This is a genomic window from Aeromonas sp. FDAARGOS 1417, assembly GCF_019046985.1.
GTDB classification, from domain to species: Bacteria; Pseudomonadota; Gammaproteobacteria; order Enterobacterales; family Aeromonadaceae; genus Aeromonas; species Aeromonas veronii.
The window spans coordinates 1,671,467-1,695,666 of the sequence record NZ_CP077221.1; the positions used below are offsets into that span (position 1 = coordinate 1,671,467).

27 protein-coding genes are annotated in these 24,200 nt (G+C 58.0%); 17 read left to right on the forward strand and 10 right to left on the reverse strand.

Features of this window, described 5'->3' with window-relative positions:
• The first annotated feature begins 76 nt into the window (after positions 1 to 76).
• From I6L47_RS07420 to I6L47_RS07445, 6 genes are all read left to right on the forward strand, one after another.
• Complete coding sequence (locus tag I6L47_RS07420; protein WP_216949011.1) at positions 77 to 541, forward strand: MerR family transcriptional regulator; 465 nt, start codon at positions 77 to 79, stop codon at positions 539 to 541.
• A gap of 95 nt (positions 542 to 636) precedes the next feature.
• A complete protein-coding gene (locus I6L47_RS07425; protein WP_064340953.1) occupies positions 637 to 900 on the forward strand; it encodes a hypothetical protein in 264 nt (87 codons plus the stop codon).
• A gap of 319 nt (positions 901 to 1,219) precedes the next feature.
• The gene (locus I6L47_RS07430) at positions 1,220 to 1,936 is read left to right on the forward strand and encodes a sugar isomerase domain-containing protein (protein ID WP_042082440.1); all 717 of its coding nucleotides are present in this window, start codon (positions 1,220 to 1,222) and stop codon (positions 1,934 to 1,936) included.
• A gap of 119 nt (positions 1,937 to 2,055) precedes the next feature.
• The gene (locus tag I6L47_RS07435; RefSeq protein ID WP_216949012.1) at positions 2,056 to 2,688 is read left to right on the forward strand and encodes a hypothetical protein; all 633 of its coding nucleotides are present in this window, start codon (positions 2,056 to 2,058) and stop codon (positions 2,686 to 2,688) included.
• Between the two features lie 157 nt (positions 2,689 to 2,845).
• Positions 2,846 to 3,361 (forward strand): ATPase AAA, encoded by a 516-nt coding sequence (locus I6L47_RS07440; RefSeq protein WP_042082443.1) that lies wholly within the window; start codon positions 2,846 to 2,848, stop codon positions 3,359 to 3,361.
• Between the two features lie 11 nt (positions 3,362 to 3,372).
• A complete protein-coding gene (locus I6L47_RS07445; RefSeq protein WP_216949013.1) occupies positions 3,373 to 3,639 on the forward strand; it encodes a hypothetical protein in 267 nt (88 codons plus the stop codon).
• Positions 3,640 to 3,679: 40 nt separating this feature from the next.
• Here the strand turns inward: I6L47_RS07445 and I6L47_RS07450 are convergent, their stop codons facing one another.
• The 5 genes from I6L47_RS07450 to I6L47_RS07470 are packed head-to-tail and all read right to left on the reverse strand — an operon-like array spanning position 3,680 to position 6,534.
• The gene (locus I6L47_RS07450) at positions 3,680 to 4,171 is read right to left on the reverse strand and encodes a Dps family protein (RefSeq protein ID WP_216949014.1); all 492 of its coding nucleotides are present in this window, start codon (positions 4,169 to 4,171) and stop codon (positions 3,680 to 3,682) included.
• 4 nt (positions 4,172 to 4,175) lie between these two features.
• Positions 4,176 to 4,613: a PaaI family thioesterase gene (locus I6L47_RS07455; RefSeq protein ID WP_254204836.1), complete on the reverse strand. Its 438-nt coding sequence runs from the start codon at positions 4,611 to 4,613 to the stop codon at positions 4,176 to 4,178.
• Between the two features lie 49 nt (positions 4,614 to 4,662).
• Positions 4,663 to 5,004 (reverse strand): carboxymuconolactone decarboxylase family protein, encoded by a 342-nt coding sequence (locus I6L47_RS07460; RefSeq protein WP_005353600.1) that lies wholly within the window; start codon positions 5,002 to 5,004, stop codon positions 4,663 to 4,665.
• Positions 5,005 to 5,008: 4 nt separating this feature from the next.
• Complete coding sequence (locus I6L47_RS07465) at positions 5,009 to 5,995, reverse strand: SLAC1 anion channel family protein (RefSeq protein ID WP_216949015.1); 987 nt, start codon at positions 5,993 to 5,995, stop codon at positions 5,009 to 5,011.
• A gap of 35 nt (positions 5,996 to 6,030) precedes the next feature.
• Entirely contained in the window at positions 6,031 to 6,534 is a 504-nt protein-coding gene (locus tag I6L47_RS07470; RefSeq protein WP_216949016.1) for a NifB/NifX family molybdenum-iron cluster-binding protein, read from the reverse strand.
• Between the two features lie 758 nt (positions 6,535 to 7,292).
• On the opposite strand from I6L47_RS07470, the gene I6L47_RS07475 reads away from it, so the two are divergent.
• The 11 genes from I6L47_RS07475 to I6L47_RS07525 all read left to right on the forward strand — a co-directional run bounded on the left by I6L47_RS07475 (position 7,293) and on the right by I6L47_RS07525 (position 19,253).
• Positions 7,293 to 9,200, forward strand: a complete 1,908-nt coding sequence (locus I6L47_RS07475) for a fructose-specific PTS transporter subunit EIIC (protein ID WP_216949017.1) — start codon at positions 7,293 to 7,295, stop codon at positions 9,198 to 9,200.
• Positions 9,201 to 9,766: 566 nt separating this feature from the next.
• Positions 9,767 to 11,173 (forward strand): hexose-6-phosphate:phosphate antiporter, encoded by a 1,407-nt coding sequence (gene uhpT, locus I6L47_RS07480; protein ID WP_005334609.1) that lies wholly within the window; start codon positions 9,767 to 9,769, stop codon positions 11,171 to 11,173.
• Positions 11,174 to 11,392: 219 nt separating this feature from the next.
• Entirely contained in the window at positions 11,393 to 11,698 is a 306-nt protein-coding gene (locus tag I6L47_RS07485; protein WP_005334611.1) for a PTS fructose transporter subunit IIB, read from the forward strand.
• Entirely contained in the window at positions 11,698 to 12,465 is a 768-nt protein-coding gene (locus tag I6L47_RS07490) for a PTS sugar transporter subunit IIA (RefSeq protein ID WP_216949018.1), read from the forward strand. Before I6L47_RS07485 ends, I6L47_RS07490 begins: the two co-directional genes overlap by 1 nt.
• Positions 12,466 to 12,569: 104 nt before the next feature.
• Positions 12,570 to 13,493 carry a 23S rRNA pseudouridine(2457) synthase RluE gene (gene rluE / locus I6L47_RS07495; RefSeq protein WP_216949019.1) on the forward strand — a complete coding sequence of 308 codons (924 nt, stop codon included), beginning with the start codon at positions 12,570 to 12,572 and terminating at the stop codon, positions 13,491 to 13,493.
• Positions 13,493 to 13,984, forward strand: a complete 492-nt coding sequence (locus I6L47_RS07500; RefSeq protein WP_198304013.1) for an NUDIX hydrolase — start codon at positions 13,493 to 13,495, stop codon at positions 13,982 to 13,984. Before rluE ends, I6L47_RS07500 begins: the two co-directional genes overlap by 1 nt.
• Positions 13,985 to 14,141: 157 nt before the next feature.
• On the forward strand, positions 14,142 to 15,248 hold the full coding sequence (gene mnmA / locus I6L47_RS07505; protein WP_127006697.1) for a tRNA 2-thiouridine(34) synthase MnmA: 1,107 nt from the start codon (positions 14,142 to 14,144) through the stop codon (positions 15,246 to 15,248).
• Between the two features lie 23 nt (positions 15,249 to 15,271).
• Positions 15,272 to 15,886, forward strand: coding sequence for a high frequency lysogenization protein HflD (gene hflD, locus I6L47_RS07510; protein ID WP_005334622.1), 615 nt, complete (start codon positions 15,272 to 15,274; stop codon positions 15,884 to 15,886).
• Positions 15,887 to 16,015: 129 nt separating this feature from the next.
• Complete coding sequence (purB, locus tag I6L47_RS07515) at positions 16,016 to 17,386, forward strand: adenylosuccinate lyase (RefSeq protein WP_005334624.1); 1,371 nt, start codon at positions 16,016 to 16,018, stop codon at positions 17,384 to 17,386.
• Positions 17,387 to 17,525: 139 nt separating this feature from the next.
• Positions 17,526 to 18,656: a cupin domain-containing protein gene (locus I6L47_RS07520; protein WP_005353621.1), complete on the forward strand. Its 1,131-nt coding sequence runs from the start codon at positions 17,526 to 17,528 to the stop codon at positions 18,654 to 18,656.
• A 183-nt stretch (positions 18,657 to 18,839) separates the two neighbouring features.
• Entirely contained in the window at positions 18,840 to 19,253 is a 414-nt protein-coding gene (locus tag I6L47_RS07525; RefSeq protein WP_216949020.1) for a hypothetical protein, read from the forward strand.
• 96 nt (positions 19,254 to 19,349) lie between these two features.
• Here I6L47_RS07525 and I6L47_RS07530 read toward each other — a convergent pair whose 3' ends face one another.
• The 5 genes from I6L47_RS07530 to I6L47_RS07550 form a co-directional block, all read right to left on the reverse strand.
• Positions 19,350 to 19,889, reverse strand: a complete 540-nt coding sequence (locus I6L47_RS07530) for a GNAT family N-acetyltransferase (RefSeq protein WP_139477241.1) — start codon at positions 19,887 to 19,889, stop codon at positions 19,350 to 19,352.
• A gap of 6 nt (positions 19,890 to 19,895) precedes the next feature.
• Positions 19,896 to 21,536: a GNAT family N-acetyltransferase gene (locus I6L47_RS07535; RefSeq protein ID WP_216949021.1), complete on the reverse strand. Its 1,641-nt coding sequence runs from the start codon at positions 21,534 to 21,536 to the stop codon at positions 19,896 to 19,898.
• Positions 21,536 to 22,150, reverse strand: a complete 615-nt coding sequence (locus tag I6L47_RS07540) for a glutathione S-transferase family protein (RefSeq protein ID WP_216949022.1) — start codon at positions 22,148 to 22,150, stop codon at positions 21,536 to 21,538. Before I6L47_RS07540 ends, I6L47_RS07535 begins: the two co-directional genes overlap by 1 nt.
• 36 nt (positions 22,151 to 22,186) lie before the next feature.
• The gene (gene pdxH / locus I6L47_RS07545) at positions 22,187 to 22,825 is read right to left on the reverse strand and encodes a pyridoxamine 5'-phosphate oxidase (RefSeq protein ID WP_216949023.1); all 639 of its coding nucleotides are present in this window, start codon (positions 22,823 to 22,825) and stop codon (positions 22,187 to 22,189) included.
• Positions 22,826 to 22,962: 137 nt separating this feature from the next.
• Positions 22,963 to 24,182, reverse strand: a protein-coding gene (locus tag I6L47_RS07550; RefSeq protein ID WP_216947557.1) for an IS3 family transposase whose coding sequence is annotated in 2 segments (ribosomal slippage) — positions 22,963 to 23,834 and positions 23,834 to 24,182 — 1,221 coding nt in all. Because the reading frame shifts where the segments join, the coding sequence is not laid out codon by codon here.
• Positions 24,183 to 24,200: the final 18 nt, after the last annotated feature.

Sequence of the window (24,200 nt, forward strand, 5' to 3'; positions counted from 1 at the left end):
TTAACCCTAGAATCTCCCGGCACCCGCCCCTCAGCCTTAGCGTCAGGGGCCATCAACCCGCAGCCCAGGAGGCAAGATGAAGATCGGTGAACTGGCCAGACAGACCGGCATGGCGGCCTCGGCTATCCGCTTTTACGAAGCCAGGGGCCTGCTCAACAAGGTGCAACGGGGGGCCAACGGCTATCGCGACTACCCGCCCGAGACAGTGCCGTTGCTGACCATCATCAGCCAGGCACAGCAGGCAGGCTTCTCCCTCGACGAGATCAAGCAGCTGGTACCGGCGGATATCAGCACCTGGCAACACGCCCCGCTACTGGCGGCACTCAAGGCCAAGGTGAGCGACATAGAGACGCTGGAGGCCAGGCTTGCCCACAGCAAGCAGCAGTTGCAGACCCTGATCCGGCTGGTGGAGTCCAAACCCGACGAGATGCCCTGTGAAGAGAACGCCGCTCGGGTATTGGCCAGCATGGACATACCCTCCCACGAGCACGTCGCAAAGGCTGCCACCACGGCCAAGTCTGCGTCACGCCACAAAAGGTGATCCTGTTCACAACCGGCACACACCCTCGACCAGAGAGGTTGAGAGCCAAGTGGAGAGGTATATGATGGGAGCCCCCTCTCTGCACGAGCCTTTTTATGAGCCACCCGCACGACCAGAATCCGCCGACTGAAATCCACCGCTGTGACAAATGCGGCGAGCGTACCCGCCATATCGTGGTGCTGGTCGCCCGCGATCACACTCAGGACATCATGCCCAAGGATCCGCGCAAAGCCTTCTGGCAAGCCTTTACTTCCAGCAGCCTGACCAATGCGGTATTCGGCCAGACCCTCGCCTATCAGGCCACCCATGTAAAACATCTGATCTGCGAACGCTGCGGGGAGAAGTTTCTGGAGTATTGATGGCTCCAGTCAGTCATCCATCACACAATCAACCGAATAAACTCCCGTCATCAAGCAAGTAGTTTGTTGATCCTCGGCAGGTTTTTACCTGCTGCCGGTTTTGCATTGCCCCCACCTTGATTACCATGGCTCACTTGGCAACCGGGGTTGGGAGGGACGTTGCCGAGATCGCTCTGGCCACCATAGCACCATCACCTCCCGCCACATCACCGGTTAACAGCAGCAGAGTGGAGGCTGTCGTCCTGGGGCGGTAGCGTGCCGCTTGGCCACACTTAGGCCACAACCCCCTCTCCAACAATCCACAAGGATCCCCGCCGTTATGTTTGAGTACGTCGAAAAACTGCAAGCGCGCATTGCTACCATGGTCAGTCAGAACGAAGCCGGGATCCGGCAGGCGGCCCACTGGTTTAGCGAGGCTATCGTCCACAACAAGATGATCCATATGTTGGGCACCGGGCACTCTCATATGGTCGGACTGGAGGGGTTTATCCGTGCCGGTGGCCTTGGCAACATCAACGCCGTGCTCGACTCCACCGTCACCACCGCCGATGGTGCCCTGCGCAGCTCGGCGCTGGAGAAACTGCCGGGGCTTGCCGCCATCCTGTGGGAGGAGCAGCCGATTGCGCCGGGAGATCTGATGGTGGTCATCTCCAATTCGGGTCGCAACGCCCTGCCCATCGAGTGGGCCCAGCTTGCCAAAGCACGCGGCCACAAGGTGATCGCTATTACCTCGGTGGCGCAATCGGCACAAAATCCGAGTCGTCATCCTTCAGGCCAGAAACTGATGGAGCTGGCCGATCTGGTACTGGACAACTGCGTGCCGCCGGGCGATGGCCTGTGCGAAATCAATGATCGGGTCACTGGCGCCTTCTCCTCCATCTCCGGCATGGTGCTGATCAATACGCTGGTAGTCGAAGCGCAGAAACTGGCGCTGGTACAAGGCGTCACCCCGCTTATTTTCTCCAGCCAGAATGTGGATGGCTTTAATAACGATGATGTTTACCGCCATTTCCAAGGGCGATTGAAGTCGATGTAAAAATCTATATATAGATTTTTTGAAATTAAACCATCAACAAAAATTGAGATCACATAGTGGCAGATTATATAAACAAGAACATCCTTAGTCAGGCTTATATTCATGTTGAGCCGAGAGGAATGGAAACCTATGAACAGTTAGAGTCATTTAAGGAAAATTTAAGAATGTTTTCCTTGACTCGTACGGAGTTCTTTTTATCTGAAGGTCTTGAGATCAATGTTGAGTTTGAAGATGGTTCAATAAAAGCTCGTGTAACTGTAATTGGCACACTAATGCTTCTACTTCAAGGTATTAGTTCTTATAAAGACTTCAGAGAGGGCCTTCAACTTCTGTACTCTGATGCAAAATGGCTATCGGATGCCATCATATCGGAATCTTTATATCAAACTAAGGCAAAACATCATGATGTAATCAGAGTGGAGGCTAGAACTGGAATCATTGGCTCCATTCATAAAGTTTTTAATAAATTGGATAACATTAAACGTGGAGCAAAAGGAGCTATGCTCGCCACTGATATTGGCGATAAAATTGACGATGCACAAAATGAAATATTAAAGTTAATGGATAATATCTGTGATTTAGCTGATAAGGATTTAGTCGCAAAAGAATGCATTGCTTTGGTTAAGGAGCTACCAGAAACACCTGTACCACCCAAAGATAAAGAAAATAAATTTTATGCTATCGACGAGTACAGACGCAAAAAATCAAATCTAATCGGCGAAATAGAAATCCATCTAATGTCTGATGAGTAAAATAAAATTATCTATAACGCAGATGTGCGATGATACCTAATTTGACCATAAATTCTGATAGCCCGTAGGTTCGAATAGCGAAGCGTATTCGGACATTCGCGTCATCACCTCTACTTTCCAGCCTCCAGATATCTGTTCCAGAAAAGAGTGCTCATAGATGAAACGTATTCTGATTATTGGCAACTCGGGATCTGGCAAGAGCTGGTTGGCGGCGCAGCTGGCTGAGGTATTAACTATCCGCGAGGTCAATCTGGACACCATCGTCTGGCAACCGGGCAGCTTTAACCAAAAACGGCCCCAGCATGAGATTGATCATGCCATTCAAACACTTGCTCAAGAGCCATCATGGGTGGTCGAAGGGGTATTTGGTGCCCTGGCCGAGCAACTGCTTGATGCCGCCGATACCCTGCTTTTTCTGGATCTCGACTGGTCGGTATGCCGTGATTCACTGCTATCGCGCGGATCACAAAGTGCCAGGCAACGGGATACAGTGGCAGCCGAAGAGAGCTTTCAACAACTGCTGGTGTGGGCATCTGAATATGGGCAGCGAGCCAGTAAAAGCTCCCGCCACTTCCATCGCGAGCTGTTTGATCGATTCCCAAACGACAAGCACCGTTTCACGACTCGGGCAGAGGTAAATAGCTATCTCACTCAACTGACCGTTAACAGCTAACAGGAAACTGGATGGACCAATACAAACAGACTCCAAAACCTGACCATATATTTTTCAGAAAATTTATATCCTATCTGGCTATTACCTTGCCTATCGGCCTGATCCCGGAATTTATTCGGCAGGACTTTCATCTGGATTTGCTCTCATGGCAGGAGGGCGGCCGCCTCACTCTGATCATGATTGGCGTCGCGGCGGCAATGGCGGGAATTGACTGGCTCGTGTATCGCTATCGAACCAAACGACAGCAACCAAAAGGCTCGGTTGGGCCAAACAGGTAGGTAAGGTCGGGCTGCCACAGAATATGGCAGCCCCGTGTCATCAAGAGAGCATGCTTCTTAGCATCCAGGCGGTTTTTTCATGAATATCGATGCGCTGGGTCAGCACATCGGCAGTGGGCTGGTCATTGACGGCATCGACCAGATCGAACAGTTTTCTTGCGGTTCTCGCCGTGGCTTCTTGCGCCAACACCAGATGTTTGAGCATTTCACTGGCACAGGGCACCCCTTCGACCTCCTCAATGGAGGAGAGACGGACCAACTCCTTGTATGTGCCGGGGGCCGGGAAGCCCAATGCGCGGATCCGCTCGGCGATAACATCCAGCGCATTCCACTGCTCGGTGTATTGATCCATAAACATATTGTGCAGGCTGTTGAACTGCGGGCCGGTTACGTTCCAGTGAAAATTGTGAGTCATCAAATAAAGGGTGTAACTATCGGCAAGCAGTGCCGACAATCCATCTGCAATTTTCTTGCGATCGGCGGCTGAAATACCGATATCCATTTCTGGTAAAACCACACTCTCTTTTTTCATCACACTAACTCCTGTTATTGGCTTTAGGCTTTATAAATTTGGCCGATGCTTTTGCAACAATCATCCCGCCGACCGACGCTACGGCATTCAGACGATAGATACCGTGACGCTGGTCGACTATTCTGGCCGAGAGAGCTACTTTGCTGCCAATATCGATGGGAGCAATAAAACGAACGGTCAGCTCCGCTGTTAATCCTCTTATTCCCCGTTGCAGCAACGCATGTGTCATCACCGCATCGAGCAGGGTGCTGGTCATGCCGCCATGCAAAATATCGCTGTAACCCTGATGGCGCTGGTTGGCAATAAACAGCCCTTCCGTCGTCCCTTCCTCCCCCTGATAAAAGCGAATTCCCAGTGAATCCGGGTTATGAGTGCCACACACCATGCAACGGGCGTGGGACATCATGGTCTGTTGATAGTTCTCTGGTTGATATTCATCCACTTGATCTGTTCACTCGCTATTTGGCCACTCGCATGTTGAGAACAGAGTGCTAGGAGAGCAGCTCTTCGATGGCGGCATGTGCCTGGGTGCCATAGATGATGGAGGGGCCGCCTCCCATCAATACCGCGACATCCACGGTGGCAATCAGCTCCGCTCGCGAAGCACCGGCCTTCACGGCCCCGGCAACATGGGCGGCAATGCAGCCATCGCAGCGGGAAGCGATACCAATACCGAGGGCGATCATTTCCCGATATTTCAACGCCAACGCCTCGTCCTCTTTCATAACGGCTTTGTGCAGCGCAATAAACGCATTCATGGTATCCGGGCTGCTCTTGCGATAAGCAGAGCCAAGCTGGTGTTGCTCTTTATTGATCTCTCGATAATTTTTCATCACGTTATTTCTCCGGTGTGAAAATCTCACCTTTATAGAATGACTGCACTGTCATGCTGATTAACCAGATGATCAATACAATCAGGGCACACACCACTATTTTGGCCAGATAAAATGGAATGATATTCCCGGTTGCGTCGGCAAACATGGCCGAGGCTGCGGAAAATGCCGCCAGTGGAAATGAGTACGCCCACGAAGAGAGAAAAAATTTCAGTTTCAAAAAAGTGAGGGTGTTGTACATCAGCAAGATAAATACAAACAGCGCAAAATAATAAATGACATGGGCAAACAGGTCGCTGTAGCTGGCTATTTCGCTATACGAGATAAATCCGATGGAAGGCGGTGCCAGCAGAATAAACATGGTGGGCATCAGCTTCTCGGGCAGACTCTCATGAAAGAACAGCCGATAGAGCACTATGGTCAGCAGAGAGAACCAGAAAATAAGGCCAATGCTGAAGAAGAACAGGCTGATCTCGTGAAAGCCAAGCGGCATGCCACCCAGGGGCACCACGATATTGCCGACAATCGGTATAAACCATGCCGGGTTGGTATGGGTGATTGTGAAATGGTCGCGATGGATCCAGTTGCTCATGATGTAGAGGGTGAAGAGCAGCTGCAAGCTGGCTCCCACCGACCAGAGGGCCAGCGCTGCATCATGCCAGCTGGCCCAGTAGGCAGATTGCAGCAGCAGGCTGATTGAGATGGTCGGGAAGAAGTTGATCCTGACCGGGTGTTTCAGCTCATGCAGGAACTCGTCATTGTGTCTGAGGATTTTCCAGCCATACATCACCAGAAACGTCGCCAGTAGCAGGGATGACAAGACCCCGAACAGGAACCCTGCCGACTGCAACAGCAGCAGATCCGGAAATGCCTTGCGACAGGCAATCGCCGCCCCCGTCAGCCCCATGATGATTGAAAACAGTGTGACAGGCATATGTGCAATCTTGGTTATGGAGGGGATTTGCTTACCCTCTTGATTCAGGTTTTCCATCAACGTTCCCCTCCAGTTCGGCCTAGCGGTTGTGCTTACTCTTCACAACATTTCTTGTGGTTGCGCTGACGGTTACCCTGACAGCCCTGCTGTTGTCCGGAGGCTGACTTGCAGCAACCCCCTTTGCCAAGGCGGCCACGGGGAGCGCATTGACGGCTTCCCTTGCCGTGATGGCCAGCCCCCTCGGCGCAGCGCGATGCACTGCCCTGTTCAGCGGATGTCAGCTCGGTCAGATTGCCCGGCTCATTGCTCAGCATGTCGGCCATAGCGAGACGCCCCTGACTGGCCTGATAGACGGCAAGCCCACTGCCCAGCAGCTTGCCAAGCATCTTGCTACCGATATTTTTCAGCACGATACGACGGGCTCCCTGCGCCTGGAGCAGCTCCGCCAACGCACTTTTGCACTCGTTGCCAGCCACCGGATTGGCGATCTCTGCCAGGGTGCCCCCCTGTTCATCTACGAATACAAAGCGCTCTGCCTTGGCAAAATGTCCTGCGATATGGTCGTCATTCATCGGAATGGCTGTAATGATGGTCATTTGACCTCCTGCTATCACTGTTGATATTCCGGCCCTGCCCCTTGCCACTCTGCATTCGTCCCCTTGTTCAGGATCTTCCCGCAGGCTTGCCGGTTGGCATGGCCATGTTCCCAGCCTCTTGCAGCAACCAGATGAAGAGCCGTACGCATCAACTTTTACTGGTTTAGTCACGCATCATTCGGCTCGATAAGCGTCTGATCATGATGCCGCCGTAATTGGCATATGCCATGTATACGCTCAGTTTATGGCATATGCAACAAACTATTTTTTCCAACGAAGAGGTTTGGGGACTCATTAAAGCTCGCCCTGGCATCATTCCAATGCGCGCCAATCCGCTATCCGTGAGGGCAAAAGGCAGGGGGAGAAGTGGCGCATAAAAATCCTAATCCGCCCGGCGAAATGGCGACTTTTTGTGAGAAGGGTCACATCTGATGGCACCGTTTAACCACATATAAATCCAGACTCCTCTGATGATTAATTTATTGATATGGTGCATTACAAACCTGACGGTGAGCCTGATATCAATTCATTTATCTGTTTTTAAAGAAAAAATGGATGGGCGGCTGAAAATGGCGAGTCCTGCCTGAAAACGGGATCTTCATCACATCGCGTTTTACTGCGCACAAAAATCCAGTGATTAGCACATTTGTCCGATAGGGAGGGTGCGGGCGAGCCGCGATAATGATCAGGTCATTTTTATCCAGTACGTCGATACGTACTCACGCATAGCTTCCGTCACCGGAAGCGGGGAGAGCGCCATGATCACCACCTTGATCAACGAACATCTGATCAACCTCGATTTGAAAGCGACGCGTAAGGAAGAGGTCTTCACCGAGATGGCCCGCCTGCTGGCGTCGCAAGGCAAGGTCAGCGACGAGCAGGCCTTTATCAAGGATCTGTGGGCCCGCGAAGAGCTGGGCAACACCGGCTTTGAAGAGGGCGTGGCCCTGCCCCACGCCAAGAGTGCGGCGGTATGCAATCCGGCGGTCGCCATCGGCATCAGCCGCAACGGCATCGAGTACGGCGCCGAAGATGGCAAGCCGTCCCATATTTTCTTCATGATCGCCTCCCCCGATGGCGGCGCCAACCACCATATCGAGGTGCTGGCCGAGCTCTCCGGCAAGCTGATCGAAGAGGGCTTTATCGCCAAGCTGCTGGCGGCGAAAACTCCGGCCGATGCGCTGGCGCTGCTGCTGGCCAAGAAAGAGGAGCAGAGCGCGGCCCCGACCACCAGCAAAGGCTTTATCATCGGTGTCACCGGCTGCCCGGCCGGTATCGCCCATACCTATCTGGCGGCCGAATCGCTGGAGCGTGCCGCCAAGGAGCTCGGTTATGAGGTGAAGGTGGAGACCAACGGCTCCATCGGCGTCAAGAACAGCCCGACTGTGGACGAGATCGCCCGCGCCACCGCCATCGTGGTCGCCTGTGACAAGCAGGTGGATATGGCCCGTTTCGCTGGCAAGCCGCTCATCAAGACCGGCGTGAAGGCCCCCATCAAGGATGGCAAGGGTCTGATCGAGCAGGCCCTGAAAGCCCCCGCCTACGTGGCTGGCAAAGAGGATAAAAAAGGTGAAGAGAAGAGCGCAGGCGGCAGTTCCGATCTCTATCGCTACCTGATGAACGGTGTGTCGCACATGATCCCGTTCGTGGTGACCGGCGGTCTGTTGATTGCGCTGGCACTGGCCATCGGCGGCAACCCGACCCCGAGCGGCATGCAGATCCCGGAAGGGAGCATGTGGAACCAGATCCTCAACGTGGGCGTGGCCGCCTTCACCCTGATGATCCCCATTCTGGCGGGCTATATCGCCTACGCCATCGGTGATCGTCCGGCGCTGGCACCGGGCTTTATCGGCGGCTGGATCGCCAACAACGGCAGCTTCTACGGCGCTGATGCCGGTACCGGCTTTATCGGTGCCATCATTGCGGGCCTCCTGGTCGGCTATCTGGTGCGCTGGATTGCCACCCGTCACTACCACAAGATGGTGCAGCCGCTGGTGCCGATCCTGATCGCCCCCATCGTCGGGTCGCTCTTTATCGCTGCGGTATTCATCTTCATCATCGGCGCCCCGATTGCCGACATGATGACCGGCCTCAATGCCATGCTGCTCTCCATGAGCGGCGGCAGTCTGGTGCTGCTGGGTATCGTGCTGGGTGGTATGGCCGGCTTTGATATGGGTGGCCCGGTTAACAAGGTGGCATTCCTGTTCTCCGTCGGCATGATCGCCTCCGGTCAGACCCAGTTTATGGGTGCCATGGCCTGCGCCATCCCGGCCGCGCCCCTTGGCATGTCGCTGGCTACCGTGCTCGGTCGCAAGCTCGGCATCTTTGACGAGTCTGAAATCGAAGCGGGCAAAGCCGCCGGTGCCATGGGTCTGGTGGGGATCTCCGAAGGGGCGATTCCGTTCGCCGCCCGTGACCCGCTGGCCGTTATCCCGGCCAACATTCTGGGCAGCATGACCGCCGCTGTGATGGCTTTCCTGTTTGGCATCACCAACAGCGTCGCCCACGGTGGCCCCATCGTGGCCCTGCTGGGTGCGGTCAACAAGCCGCTGCTGGCCCTGCTCTGCATGATCTGCGGTGCCATCGTCACCGGTGTGGTGGCGGTTGCCCTGAAAAAACTGCGGGTCAAAAAAAGTGATGAGGTAACCCTGGCCAAGGCGGCCTGAGTTCCCCTCGCCATCGCGGCTCCTAAACCATAAAAGAGGCCACCCCACGGGGTGGCCTCTTGTTTTTTGGGGATGGCTGGCGGGCCGTATTTCCCAATATCGCCCCCGAGAAATAGTGGTCGATAAGCACTCTTCCTCGTCTCTCCCTTCACCTCTCTCCTTGCCTTTCCCTGGCCTATCCATCCCACCAGCCCAGCACTCACACAGAACGCCAAACTGGCTGAAATGGCAGCAATCCGGCGTCAGCGGTGTGATGTTTCTCACGCTTTGTCCGCGAAAGCGCAAAAACTAGGAAAATTTCTTAGCCCCACTAGGGATGGCTCTCAAGCCATTTTTTGCCCCTCTTATTAGAGTCACCACACCTGATGTCGTGACCCGCACCGCGACGGGCAATGTGCCCCGTCATCCCGTGCCGGGCCCGGGTTTATATGGATGGAGCGTCGAGCGCAGCAACGGCTGACAGCCCCGACGTTCCGTTCCCCCTTCCGTGGCGTGACCTCGAACAACCTATCTACAAATGAGGGGCGCGGCGGAAATACCGTCTATCTCGCAGAGGATGAACGAAGATGTTGAAATTGCTCCAACAGGTCCGGGTCCCCACCCTGGACCTGCCGGTCGAAGCCCGGCGCAAGCTCTGGTTCAAGCCGTTTATGCAATCTTATCTGGTTGTATTTATTGGCTATTTGACCATGTATCTGATCCGCAAGAACTTCAACATTGCGCAAAATGACATGATCCAGGAGTACGGTCTCTCCATGACCGAGCTTGGCATGATCGGCCTTGGCTTCTCCATCACCTACGGGGTGGGCAAGACCATCGTCTCCTACTACGCCGATGGCAAGAACACCAAGCAGTTCCTGCCGCTGATGCTGATCCTCTCCGCGCTGTGCATGCTGGGCTTCAGTGCCAGCATGGGCGGCACAGGTTTCAGCCTCTACTTCATGATCTTCTTCTATGCCCTGAGCGGTTTCTTCCAGAGCTGTGGCGGTTCGTGCAGCTACTCCACCATCACCAAGTGGACCCCTCGCAACAAGCGCGGCACCTATCTGGGAATGTGGAACCTCTCTCACAACGTGGGCGGTGCCGGTGCGGCCGGTGTGGCGCTGTTCGGTGCCAACTACCTGTTCGATGGCAACGTGCTCGGCATGTTTATCTTCCCCTCCATCATCGCGCTGATCGTCGGTTTTATCGGCCTGCGCTTTGGTAGCGATTCGCCGGAAGCCTATGGCCTTGGCAAGGTGGAAGAGCTGTTTGACGAAGTGGCGAGCGAAGAGGATATCGCCACCGAAGAGCAGAAGCTGACCAAGTGGCAGATCTTCGTGAAGTATGTGCTGCTCAACAAGGTGATCTGGCTGCTCTGCTTTGCCAACATCTTCCTCTACGTGGTGCGTATCGGTATCGACCAGTGGTCTACCGTCTATGCCCACCAGGAGCTGGGCTTCTCCAAAGACGTGGCTATTCAGGGCTTTACCTTCTTCGAAGTAGGCGCACTGGTCGGCACCCTGATGTGGGGTTACCTCTCCGATCTGGCCAATGGCCGTCGTGGTCTGGTGGCTTGCGTGGCACTGGCGCTGATCATCGCGACTCTGGGTCTCTACCAGCATGCGACTACCCAGTTTATGTTCCTGGGCTCCCTGTTCACTTTGGGCTTCCTGGTGTTTGGTCCGCAACTGCTGATCGGCGTCGCCGCCGTGGGCTTCGTCCCCAAGCAGGGCATCAGCGTAGCCGATGGCGTCAAGGGGACCTTTGCTTACCTGATTGGTGACAGCTTCGCCAAACTGGGTCTGGGCATGATCGCCGATGGCACCCCCATCTTCGGTCTGACCGGCTGGACCGGCACCTTCGCGGCGCTGGACATCGCAGCCGCCGCCTGTCTGGTACTGATGGGTTGTGTCGCGGTCGCCGAGGAGCGCAAGATCCGCCGCATCAAGCGCGAACTGAAAGCCGCCGAGCTGGCCGCCCAGACCGCCTGATAGCCATAACAACAGACGCAGATTGTTCAGAGCCACCCACAGGGGTGGCCCTTGTTGTTTAGAGCAACCAGACACCCGACTGGCCCGGCATGAGCCTGCACAGCCGTTCAAGGGACGGGCATATCCCCATCAAGATCCCACTTTTCATATGCGCTTTTGGTAAAAGCCCCCCGCTGGCGCTATCTTGTTGCTCCCCCTTGTCAGCATCACAGAGAGCAGATGAAGATCGTCGCCGTCACCGCTTGCCCGACCGGTATTGCCCATACCTATATGGCTGCCGATGCCCTGCAAAAAGCCGCCACTGGGCTGGGACTCAAGATCAAGGTCGAGACTCAGGGCGCCATGGGCATGGAAAACATGCTGACCGCCCGCGATATTGCCAGCGCCGACCTGGTGCTGATTGCCTCCGATATCGAGATTGAGCAGAAAGAGCGCTTCCTCGGCTGCACCATCCATCAGGTGAGACTGGAAACCGTGCTGCTGGATGCCAACGCCGTACTCAAGGCCCTGCCGATCCCGGCCTGATGCTGACCCGCGAAATCACCTTCTACTGCCAGCAGGGGTTGAGCATCACCCAGGCCAAGCAGTTGAACCGGCTGGCGGGGATGTTCAAATCCACCATCCGCTGCGCCAACCTCACCCGGCGCCAGACCGTTGCCGCCAGCAACCAGCTCTCCCTGTTGACCCTCGCCACCCAACCCGGCGATCTCTGCCAGTTGCAGATTGAAGGGTGCGATGCCGAGCTCGCCCACATGGCCTTCACCTGCTGGTGCGGGGAGCTGGGTCAACCGCTGGTGCGCCCGCGCACCGCCGCGCTGGCGGAGTTGCGACTGGCCAACGCTCTGCCCGACTACCATTTTGCCCTGCGCCAGCTGGCCCACAGCCCCGAACCGCTGACCAAAGCCGAGGCCCTCGAGCATCTGATCGATCTGTTGCCCGACGAGCTGGTCACCGACCGCGCCACACTGACCGCTGCGGTAGAGCGGCGCGAGCAGGTCTCGGCCACCATCATCCGCCCCGGCCTTGCCATGCCTCATGTATTGAGCGAAGGGATCAGCCAGCCAACGCTGGCCCTGCTTAGCTGCAAGGAGCCCATCGAGTGGGGCTCTCAAATCGGGCCGGTGCAGACCATCATTCTGCTGGCGGTACCGGTTGGTAGCGGACGGGAGACCCTGCGCCCCCTCACCCGACTGGCGCAGGCGATGATCGATGATGTGGTCAGCCACGCCCTGCTGTTGGCGGGCTCGGCCCCCGCCCGTCAGGCTATCGTCATCGAGAGCCTGCTGAGCTAGGCGAATTGGCTCTGGGCGCTGCTCGCTGTAACGCCAGCCATTCATCCTGCCCTCAGCACCCTGTGGTACACTCGCTGCCATCGTCTGTCTGAAGTGTGTATCCGATGAAATCTCCCCGCTCCCGTCTCTCTGTCAGCCGCGCGCCGCGCGATAACGCCCCGCGCACGGCGGCCAAACCAGCCACACCCCGCTATGCATCCCCCCGCAAACCGGAGCTGGCCCCAGAGGATCGCAAATTGCTCCTGCTGAACAAGCCCTATATGGTGCTCTGCCAGTTCACCGACGAGGCGGGCCGCGAGACCCTCAAGGATTACATCAAAGAGCCCGGCATCTATGCCGCAGGACGGCTTGACCGCGACAGCGAGGGGCTGTTGCTGCTCACCAACGATGGCAAGCTGCAGGCGCGCCTCACCCAGCCGGGGGAGAAGACCCCCAAAACCTACTGGGTGCAGGTGGAAGGCGTGCCGAGCGAAGAGAAACTGGCCGCCCTGCGCACCGGTGTCGAGCTCAACGATGGCATGACCCTGCCTGCCGGGGCGCGCATCATGGATGAACCTGCGATGTGGCCGCGCAATCCGCCCATTCGCGAGCGCAAAGAGATCCCCACCAGCTGGCTGGAGATCAAGATCATCGAGGGACGCAACCGCCAGGTGCGGCGGATGACCGCCCATATCGGCCACCCCACCCTGCGCCTTATTCGCTACGCCATCGGCGACTGGACCCTGGATGGTCTGGCCCCCGGCGAGAGCCGCAGCCTGCCCGCCCCCGAGCTGGTGCCGAGCTCCAGCAGCCGCCCGCGTCCCTCCTCATCCCGTTCTGGCGCTCATACCGCCAAACCGGCCAAACCGGCAGGGGAGGCACCACGGCGGCCCAGCCAGCCGAGACGGGACGAACGCCCCCGCAGCACTCACCCAACCGAGCGCGCAGCCACGAACCCGACCGGCGGCAAACCCCGCAGCAGCGGGCGAGGAACGGCACGCAGACCCGCCCGTGCGGGCAATCCCGATAGCAACGACAAGGAGTCATGATGAGCAATCAGGCAGAGCAATCGGCCACCAGCCACGCCCGCATGGAGGCGCGCCTGACTGTCGCCGCCCTGGTGCAGTGGCAGGGGCGCTTTCTGGTGGTGGAAGAGGAGATAAAAGGCCAGCGCCGTTTCAACCAACCCGCCGGCCATGTGGAGCCGGGGGAAAACCTGCTTGAAGCGGCCTGTCGTGAGCTGAAAGAGGAGACGGGGCTGACCGCCATGCCGACCGCCTGGCTTGGTACCTATCTGTTCAAACCGGCCGACAGCGAGGCCACCTATGTGCGCACCGCCATCATCTTCGACCTTGAAAAAGCGCCCGGTCAGCACCATCCAGAGGATCCTGACGGCGATGTGCTGGCTTGCCACTGGCTCACTCTGGAAGAAATAGCGGAATGCAAACCGGCCCTGAGAAGCCCGCTGGTGTGGCAGTGCATTCAGGATTATCTGGCGGGGACACGGCTGCCACTGTCGGCACTCAAGGCCTTTATATGAGGCCATTTGACACTCTTTTTCGGTGACAAAGGCCAACAGCAGAAAAACGATTTCCCGCTATCAGGCTCCTGATGGGAACTGCGGCATGGATATGTGACCGGGGGCGCAAAACTCTGGTAGAATACGCCCCGTTTAAACGAACTGGTAACTTCGACTAATGACAGACAACAGCCAAATCAAGGTGATCGTCGGCATGTCCGGCGGCGTGGATTCTTCCGTCTCGGCCTACCTGCTCCAGCAGCAGGGCTATCAGGTCGAAGGCTTGTTCATGAAGAACTGGGAAGAAGACGACACGGACGAGTACTGCTCTGCCGCCCAGGATTTGGCTGATGCCAAGGCCGTCTGCGACAAGCTGGGGATGAAACTCCACACCATCAACTTCGCCGCCGAGTACTGGGACAACGTGTTCGAGCACTTCCTCGAAGAGTACAAGGCTGGCCGCACGCCAAACCCCGATATCCTTTGCAACAAGGAGATCAAGTTCAAGGCGTTCCTCGAATTTGCCGCCGAAGAGCTGGGTGCCACCTACATCGCCACCGGCCACTATGTGCGCCGTGACGACAGCACCGGCCGCCCGCGCCTGCTGCGCGGTCTCGATACCAACAAGGATCAGAGCTACTTCCTCTATACCCTGAGCGAGAAGCAAGTGGGTCAGAGCCTGTTCCCGGTTGGCGATCTGGAAAAGCCGGAGGTGCGCCGCATCGCCGAGCAGCTGGATCTCATCACCGCCAAGAAGAAAGACTCCACCGGTATCTGCTTTATCGGCGAGCGCAAGTTCAAGGACTTCCTGGCAAAGTTCCTGCCCGCCCAGCCCGGTAAAATCGAGACCGTGGATGGCAAGGTGATCGGCGAGCATCAGGGTCTGATGTATCACACCCTGGGCCAACGCAAGGGGCTCGGTATCGGTGGTCGCAAAGATGCCACCGAAGAGGCTTGGTACGTGGTCGACAAAGAGGTCGAACGCAACGTGCTGGTGGTGGCGCAGGGCGAGCATCCCCGCCTCTACTCCGACGGTCTCATTGCCAGCCAGTTGCACTGGGTGGATCGCACCCCCATTCGCGAGCCGCGTCGCTGCACTGTCAAGACCCGCTACCGCCAGCAGGATATCCCCTGCCTGATCCAGCCCATCGACGATCTGACCATCCGGGTCATCTTCGACGAGAAACAGGCTGCGGTGACCCCGGGCCAATCTGCCGTCTTCTACGACGGGGAAGTGTGTCTGGGCGGCGGTATCATCGAACAACGTTTCAGCCATCCGGTTTGAATCCTTAACAGAAGGCAGCAGACGTGAGCGATAAATTCCAAGACAGAACCATGGCCTTTGCCGGCATCTGCCAGGCCGCGTATCTGGTGCAGAAGGTGGCCCGAGACGGCAGCTGTGACGAGGCCGCCCTGCGCGAGAGCCTCTCCAGCATTCTGGTGACCAACCCGAGCCAGCCGCTCGAGGTGTTCAACAACACCCATCTGGCCATTCGCGACGGCTACCGTGCGCTGGTCGAGCAGCTGGGAGCAGATGGCAGCCAGAAAAATGCCGAGCTGACCCGCTACGTGGTGAGCCTGATTGCGCTGGAGCGCAAGCTGGCCAAGCGCAAGGACATTCTCAATATGCTGGGTGAGCGGATCAGCCAGATTGGCCGCCAGCAACAGCACTTCGATCTGCTCGACGAGCAGATTTTGGCCAACATGGCGAGCATCTACAGCGATCTTATCAGCCCCATCGGGCCGCGCATCCAGGTGGCGGGTACCCCGCTGTTCCTGCAGCAACCGCTGGTGCAGCACAAGGTGCGCGCCCTGCTGCTGGCGGGCATTCGTGCCTGCGTGCTGTGGCGCCAGCTCGGTGGCAGCCGCACCCAGATCATCTTCGCTCGCAAGAAGATGGTGGAGCTGGCCAAACGTTACTAATCATCGGCTCGCGCGCGGGCAAGCGAGGTCAACATCAGGGTGAACAGCCGCACATCCGCCCTGACGACGACTCAGCCCCACGCGCGAGTGGATACGGATCCCCCACACAAATCATCAGGAGTTCACCCCATGGAGCTGTCCGCGCTGACTGCTGTTTCCCCGATTGACGGTCGTTATGGCGACAAGGCCGATGCCCTGCGCCCTATCTTCTCCGAATTCGGCCTGCTGCGTTTTCGCGTCGAAGTCGAGGTGCGCTGGTTGCAAAAACTGGCCAGCCACGCCGGGATCCCGGAAGTCCCTGCCCTGAGCGCGGCCGCCAACGCCCTGCTCGACGGCATCGTCAGCAACTTCAACGAGAGTGACGCCGCCCGCATCAAACAGATCGAGCGCACCACCAACCATGATGTGAAAGCGGTGGAGTACTTCCTCAAAGAGAAAGTCGAAGTGAACCCGGAGCTGGCGGCTGTCAGCGAGTTCATCCACTTCGCCTGCACCTCGGAAGACATCAACAACAACTCCCACGGTCTGATGCTGAAAACCGCCCGCGAAGAGGTCATCAAGCCTTATTGCGAAAAGCTGATCAGCGAGCTCAAGCGTCTGGCCCACGAGTACCGTGACATGCCGCTGCTCTCCCGTACCCACGGCCAGCCGGCAACTCCGAGCACCATGGGCAAGGAGATGGCCAACGTCGCCTACCGTCTGGAGCGCCAGTTCAAGCAGATCATGGCGGTGGAGATCCTCGGCAAGATCAACGGCGCAGTCGGCAACTACAACGCCCACCTCAGCGCCTACCCGGATGTGGACTGGCACCAGTTCTCCGAGGAGTTTGTTACTTCCCTGGGCCTGACCTGGAACCCCTACACCACCCAGATCGAGCCGCACGACTATATCGCCGAGCTGTTCGATGCCATGGCCCGCTTCAACACCATCCTGATCGACTTCGACCGCGATGTGTGGGGTTACATCTCCCTGGGTCACTTCAAGCAGCGCACCATCGCCGGTGAAATCGGCTCCTCCACCATGCCGCACAAGGTCAACCCCATCGACTTCGAGAACTCCGAAGGCAATCTGGGTCTGGCCAACGCCGTGTTCCAGCATCTGGCGAGCAAGCTGCCCATCTCCCGCTGGCAGCGTGACCTCACCGACTCTACCGTGCTGCGCAACCTGGGTGTGGCGGTGGGTTACTCCCTGATTGCCTATCAGGCGACCCTCAAGGGCATCTCCAAGCTGGAAGCCAACGACGCCGCCATGGCCGCCGATCTGGATGCCAACTGGGAAGTGCTGGCCGAGCCGATCCAGACCGTGATGCGCCGCTACGGTATCGAGAAGCCCTACGAGAAGCTCAAGGAGCTGACCCGTGGTCGCCGCGTCGATGCCGAAGGGATGCGTACCTTTATCGACACACTGGAGTTGCCGGAAGCGGTCAAGGTTGAGCTGAAGAAGCTGACCCCGGCCAACTACATCGGTGACGCCCAGCGTTTGGTCGATCTGCTGAAGTAAGCCAACCGGCAGTGACGAAGGGGCCCTGTGCACGATACGCCACAGGGCCCCTGTTATTTTCCCTGCCACGGCAGGCTCCCGAGTGGCTTTTCCCAAGCCTGCCTTGGGCAAAACCTCTTTGCGAGACACGAGAAACAGCATGTACGAACTCAATCTGGATATCGCTCACTTCCTCGAGCACTACTGGCAGAAGCGCCCGCTCCTTATCAAGGGCGGCTTCAAGGACTTTCAGGATCCCATCAGCCCGGACGAGCTGGCCGGTCTGGCCATGGAAGAGGTGGTCGAGTCCCGCCTCGTCACCCGTTTCGACGGCAAGTGGGATGCCGCCCACGGCCCCTTCGAATCCTATGACCATCTGGGCGAAGAGAACTGGACCATTCTGGTACAGGCTTGCAACCACTGGGCACCCGAGGTGAACGAGCTGGCCGTGCCGTTCCAGTTCATTCCGGGCTGGCGCTTTGACGATGTGATGGTGAGCTTCTCCACCCCTCACGCGGGTGTCGGCCCCCACATCGACAATTACGATGTGTTCATCACCCAGGGTCTGGGCAAGCGCCACTGGCGGGTTGGCGATGCCAAGCCGCTCAACGAGTTTGCCGCCCATGCCGCACTGCTCCACTGCGAGCCGTTCGAGGCGATCATCGACGTCATCATGGAGCCGGGTGACATCCTCTACATTCCGCCCGGATTCCCCCACGAAGGCTACGCCATCGAGCCCTCCATGAACTTCTCGGTGGGCTTCCGCGCGCCGGACGCCAAGGCGCTTATCTCCTCCTTTGCCGATCACCTGATCGACAACGAGGTGCGTACCGAGCGTTACGGCGATGCCGACCTCAAACCCCGTGCCCGTCACGGCGAGATCCAGCCCCACGAGCTGCACCGTCTACGCGAGCTGATGCAGCAGGCCCTCGATGACGAGACCCTGTTCAAAGAGTGGTTCGGCACCATGATCTCCGAGGCCAAGCACGATCTCGACGTCAATCCGGTCGAGCCGGACTACAGCGCCGAGGAGGTAGCCGACCTGCTGACCCAGGGCGAACCTGCCATCAAGGTGCCGGGTCTGCGCACCGTCTGGTTTAGCGGCGAAAGCCAGCAGTGCTTCATCGACGGCGAAGCCTGGACTCTGCAGAGCGAAGACGCGGCAGCCATTTCGCTCTTGTGTGACAAAGACATCATCACCCAGGCCGACATGGTGGAGCTGGCCGATCAGGCTGGCTTCCTGCAACTGCTGACCCGTCTGGTCAACCGCGGTTACTGGTTCTTCAACTGATCCAGCAGTTAGCGAAGGATAAAAAGGCGCCTTATGGCGCCTTTTTTGTCACTCAGATGCGGTTCAATTAACAATCGATGCGTGAAGCTGAACCCACTCTTGATGAACCGACAGGTGGTGATTTATTGAGCTAACATGGATGGATATCATGCGTCCGTCCCTGTTCACAAGAGAAGCGCCACCATGCAAATCACCTCCCGGCCCATGCCGCTGCCCGATTACGGCAAATACCCCTCCTCTCCCGCTGTCACACCCGAGCAGGTCAGTCAGGCCCGTAACGAAGCACTGACCAAGAAGGATGAATTGCAGGCACAGAGCGAAGAGAAAGCAACGGCTCGCAGAACCCTGGCGGTCTCTTATACGGCTAACCAGCAAGAGAAAGCCGTGGTGGAGCGCTACCTGGAGGCCAGCGGTCAGGAGAGCGACAGCAAGTCGGGCCTGAGCACAGCTGAACTCTATCAGGCGGCCAATCGCTACCTGCGCCAGCAGAATTTGAGTGACTACATGCAATTCCAGCAGAGCCCGCTCGCCCAGCAGATGGGGGACATGGTGGGTGAAGATAATCGCAAGGGTACCCAGCTCGATATCATTGCCTGAGCCAATTTGCTCGAATAAGCCCGGCAGGGACCAATACAAGATGAAAAAGCCCTCGATGAGGGCTTTTTCGTTATAGCTTGTCGCTGCGACGTCTCGCTATAAATGGGACACTTCTGCCTGCGCGTCCGGCAGCTCGTCGGGGAGTTCATCAAACAGCGGGTGATAAAGCACCTCACCCCGCACACCCGCAAAACCGCGCTCCTGCAGCTCCATCGCCATAAAGCAGTCGGCAGGCACCTCATAGATGCAGTGCAGGCCAAACTCGCTAGCCGGGCGGAAACCGAAACGGCTGTAATAGGCCGGATCCCCGAGTACTACCACCCCTTTCCAGTCCATCTCAAGCGCCGTATCAAGCCCTTCACGGATGAGATCAGAGCCAATACCCTGACCTTGCCAGTCGGGATGAACCGCGACCGGCGCCAGACCGAGCCAGGGCCCTTCCATGCCGTTAATGGTGATCGGGCTTAGCATCAGGTGCCCCATGAACTCGTACTCTTCCTCTTCGACCATGGTCACTACGGCAGCACCACATTCGCGCAGGCGGTTGACCAGTTCGGCCTCATCAGAACGACCGAAGGCGGCACTCAGCAGCTCATAAACCGGCAGCATGTCACCGGGGCGCTCGGTTCTCAACATCAGGTATTACTCCTCGTACAGCAGAGCGGGCATTATTCCACACAACGGCTGGTCATTCTGAGTACCTTTGTCCAAAAATGGGAGGGTGCACTCAGGAAAACGAGCTGCAAACTGTTGCTGCAAAGCGGTTAGCGTAGCCGGGGTAGCCCTGTTCATCGCCTCGCAGTAGGCAAGCCAGAGGGCGGGAGCCTCCCGCGCCAACCGCTCAAAGGTCAGTTCGGGCGTTTGATGCCAACAGCCATCCAGCTCGTCGACCAGCTCCGGCAGCTCCACCAGCAGCCGTAACTGCTGATAGCGTATCTGCGAAGAGTCACCGTTGCCGCCCAGCGCCTGCGCCATCAATTGGTTGAACCAGTGGCGCCGTGATACGCGCTCCTCGCGGCTAAGCAGCTTGGGCCCCTGACGCAGCAGCGCGACCAGTTGCAGCAGCCACGCCAGCCCCCGTTCATCCCTGTCTTTCAGCAAGACGCCGCCAAGATGGGACAACTGCTCCGGTTCGGCCTGCTCCAGCAGATCGACGGGGTAACAGTGCAGCGCCAGCAACCTCTCAAGATGCGGCGGGCAGCGAATAGAGCAGGACTTCTCTCCCGCGCCCCTCTCATCCACAAAGAGCGAGATAGCCAGCTTGCCGTTGGCGCTCTGCCGATTGGTCGTGGCAGGATCCCACAGGATCACCACGGCAATCCGCTCATCAGCCAGCCAGCGGGAAATTTCCTCGGCCAAGGGATTGGGTAAGGAGGGAGCGCGATCCAGTCGCCAGTAACTCACGTCACACGGCTGGCGACCACTGATATGGCGCCGCCCGCGATAGTGCATCCCCACTTTTGCCATCACCCGGCCGGAGGCTAAATTGTCTGGCATATGGCGAGCCGTCAGCGCAGGCAGTTTAAGTTGGTCAAAGGCGAACCCCCTGACCAAACCAGCGGCCCGGGTCGCCAGACCGCGATTTTGCCAGGGCACGCCCACCCACCAGGCCAGCTCGCCATTCCAGTGCAGGGAGATCACCCCAAGCAACGCCGCACCTTGCTCCTCTGGCAAGGTGATGGCCCAGCTCCAGCCAAGGCCAAGCGCCGCCTTGCGCCAGCTGAGCGCCAGCCAGTCGCGGGCCCCCTCCGGCGGATAGGGGTGAGGAATATTGAGGGTGTAGCGCGCCAGCGCCTCGTCGCTGCAGTAGCGCACTATCTCGCGTTCATCGTCGGCCTGCAGTGGTCGCAATACGACACCTGATAGCGAATGCCCCTCAGCCAGGGTCGGCACCGTCACGCGGCGCGCCAGCAGGCGATTGAGCACGGCGCCCAAATCGGCCTCGGGGGTGAGCGGCAGATCGGCCCCCACAGGGCCAAGGGTGAGCAGTCCCTGCTCCCTGGCGAGGGTCAGCAGCGAGGTGGAGGCACTGATCAGGATCTGGCGGCTGGGATCAACATGAAAATCCGCCAGCAGATCCCCATCGAGCCAAGCAGCCAGCAGGGCCCCCGGGCAGAGCACCCCGTCAGGAGGACTGCTCGCCCAGGGAGCATCGGTTTGATCGAGGACGGCGGCCGCCTCTTTGCCCAGTAGCAGCTGCCAGCGATGACCTTGCTGCTGCCAGTGCGGCAACAGCGCAGCCCACTGCGGTTGCCACAGACTGGCCTCGATCAGCAGTTCCATCAGCTGGCCTGACAGGCCGCTGGCAGCGTCAGATGGCGGGGATGGGTTTCGATACGGGCGATCCAGCTACGGATAGCGGGCCACCCCTGAAGGGAGAAGATCCCCTCCTCTGCCACATGGGTGTAGGCATAAAGGGCGATATCGGCGATGGTCGGCGCATCACCGCACAGGTAGGGGCTCTGTTTCAGCTGCTGCTCCATTACCGCCAGCGCCTTCTCGCCACCAGCCTTCAGCCCGTCGAGACGCGCCTCCTGGGACTCGGGTCGGCCGAGATAGTGAACGATAAAACGGGCCACCGCGATATATGGCTCATGGCTGTACTGCTCGAAGAACATCCATTTGAGAACCTTGGCCTGCTGGCGCGGATCGGTTGGCCACAAGGCACTGCCTTGCCCCAGATAGAAGAGGATGGCGTTGGATTCCGCCAGCGCATCGCCCTGGCCAATCTCCAGCACCGGGATCTTGCCGTTGGGGTTCTTGGCCAGAAATGCGGGGGTACGGGTATCCCCCGCCTGAATATCCACCTCAACCCACTCAAGGGGCAGCTCCAGCCAGCGGGCCAGCAGCCAAACCTTGTAACAGTTGCCGGAACGCAGATCACCATACAGACGCATGCACACTCCTTGTGAAAACAGATTTGAACAGCGCGCTCAGGGAGCCAGGCGCTCGATATGCCAGCCATCCCCTTCGCGGGTGTAGTAGAAGCGGTCGTGCAGCCGGTGCTCGCCCCCCTGCCAGAACTCCACCGTCTCGATCACCACCCGGAATCCGCCCCAGAAGCTCGGCAGCGGCACTTCGCCATTAGCAAACTTCTGCTTGAGCTCGAGGAACTTGGCCTCCAGCACGCCGCGGGCCGAGATGCGGGTCGACTGTTTGGAGACCCAGGCAGCGATCTGGCTATCCTTGGGACGGCTGTGGAAATACTTCATCACCTCGAAGGTGCTCATCTTCTCCACCCGACCGGTCACATGCACCTGTCTGTCCAGCGTGTGCCAGGGGAAGAGCAGGCTGATACGAGGATTGCCTTCAAGCTGCTGCGCCTTGCGGCTGCCCATGTTGGTGTAAAAGACCATCCCCAGGGCATCGTAGTGCTTGAGCAGCACAGTGCGCTGCCAGGGCTGACCATCGGCATCCACCGTCGCTACCACCATGGCGGTGGGATCGGTCAGTTTGGCCTCACAAGCCTGCGCCAACCACTTCTCGAACAGCGCCAGCGGCTCGGCCGGCAGATCGGCCCGGTGCAGCCCGCCACGGGAGTATTCACGGCGCAGATCAGCAACATCCATCATCTTGATTTTCCTTCAAATAAATAATGGTTCCACGACCATCAAGAGAGTGACGCAGGCATTGTGCGCTCGATAAAGCGACCTTGTAAACTGTCTAGTCCTGAAATAGGTTTACACATTTTCAACTAGCATTTCTCTACTCAGAACCCCCGATGTACCGCATCGGGGGTTCTGTATTTTAACGCATGATGCGGCCGCTCCGCGTTGTAAATATCCACTGCCTCACGCACCATCTCCCGCGCTTGCGTTAAATCCTGCGGGCTTTGCAACAATAACTCTCCTTTCAAAATCCCGTTCACCCGCTCCGCCAACGCATTCTGGTAACAGTCATACCCATCCGTCATCGAGCATTTCACCCCGTACCGTTCATGTAATGACTGATACAGCCCCGAGCAATACTGCACGCCGCGGTCCGAGTGATGGATGAGTTCACCGCCGCCACGTCGTTGCTTCAGCGCTTTCTTGAACGCCATCGCAACCGACTTGGCATGCATCCCTTCGTGCACGTGATGGCCCACTATCTTGCGTGAGTAGACATCCGTCACCAGGCTCAGGTACAGCGGTCCGCTCCTGGCGGGCAGATAGGTGATATCTGCGACCCAGACCTGCTCCGGGGCCACCGGCGTGACCTGCTCTGGCCCCGCCTTGAGCAAGTTGGGATGACGGTAGAAACGGTGAAAACTGTGGGTGGTCTTGTGATACGCCCGCTTAGGCTGCACCAGCAAGCGGTGCTCGGCCAATATCCGAAACAGCCTGTCACGCCCTACCTTGAGCCCGCCATCATCCTGACCCTGCAGCAGATAATGCAGCTTGCGGGTGCCGACCCGAGGTTGTCGCAGTCGAACCTGACGCACGAAGCGCACCACCTGCAATCCTTGTGCATGGCGCTCGTCGGCGACCCGATTGCGCTTGTAGTAAGCCTGCCGGCTTATCCCCAGAAACAGGCAAGCCCTGACAATGGTCAGCCTCTCGACTTGCCGCTGCGAGAGGACTTGCTGGGTCGCTTTTTTACGATGGAGACGCCGTAGTCATTCTTCAGTACATCGACGACGGCCTCAAAGAACTGGGCCTTCTGGCTCATCAGCGCCAGCTGCTGCTCGAGCTCCTTGATGCGCTGTTCGGGCGTCTGGTTGTCGGGGTCAGGCATGGTGATACTCCTGCCGGCACGCACAGAAGCCCCCTGACTCCAATCTTGCCGACCATGTTTACGCAACCATACCAGAACGGTGGAGCGGCCCTGAATGCCATAACGCACCTGAGCCTGTTTGTAGGTGAGCTCGCCTTTTTCAATCTGCTCGACCAGCGCCAGTTTAAAAGTCAGCGAGTAATCGCGCTGTGTCCGTTTCACACCTTGTCCCATCGGGCTCTCCATTTATTG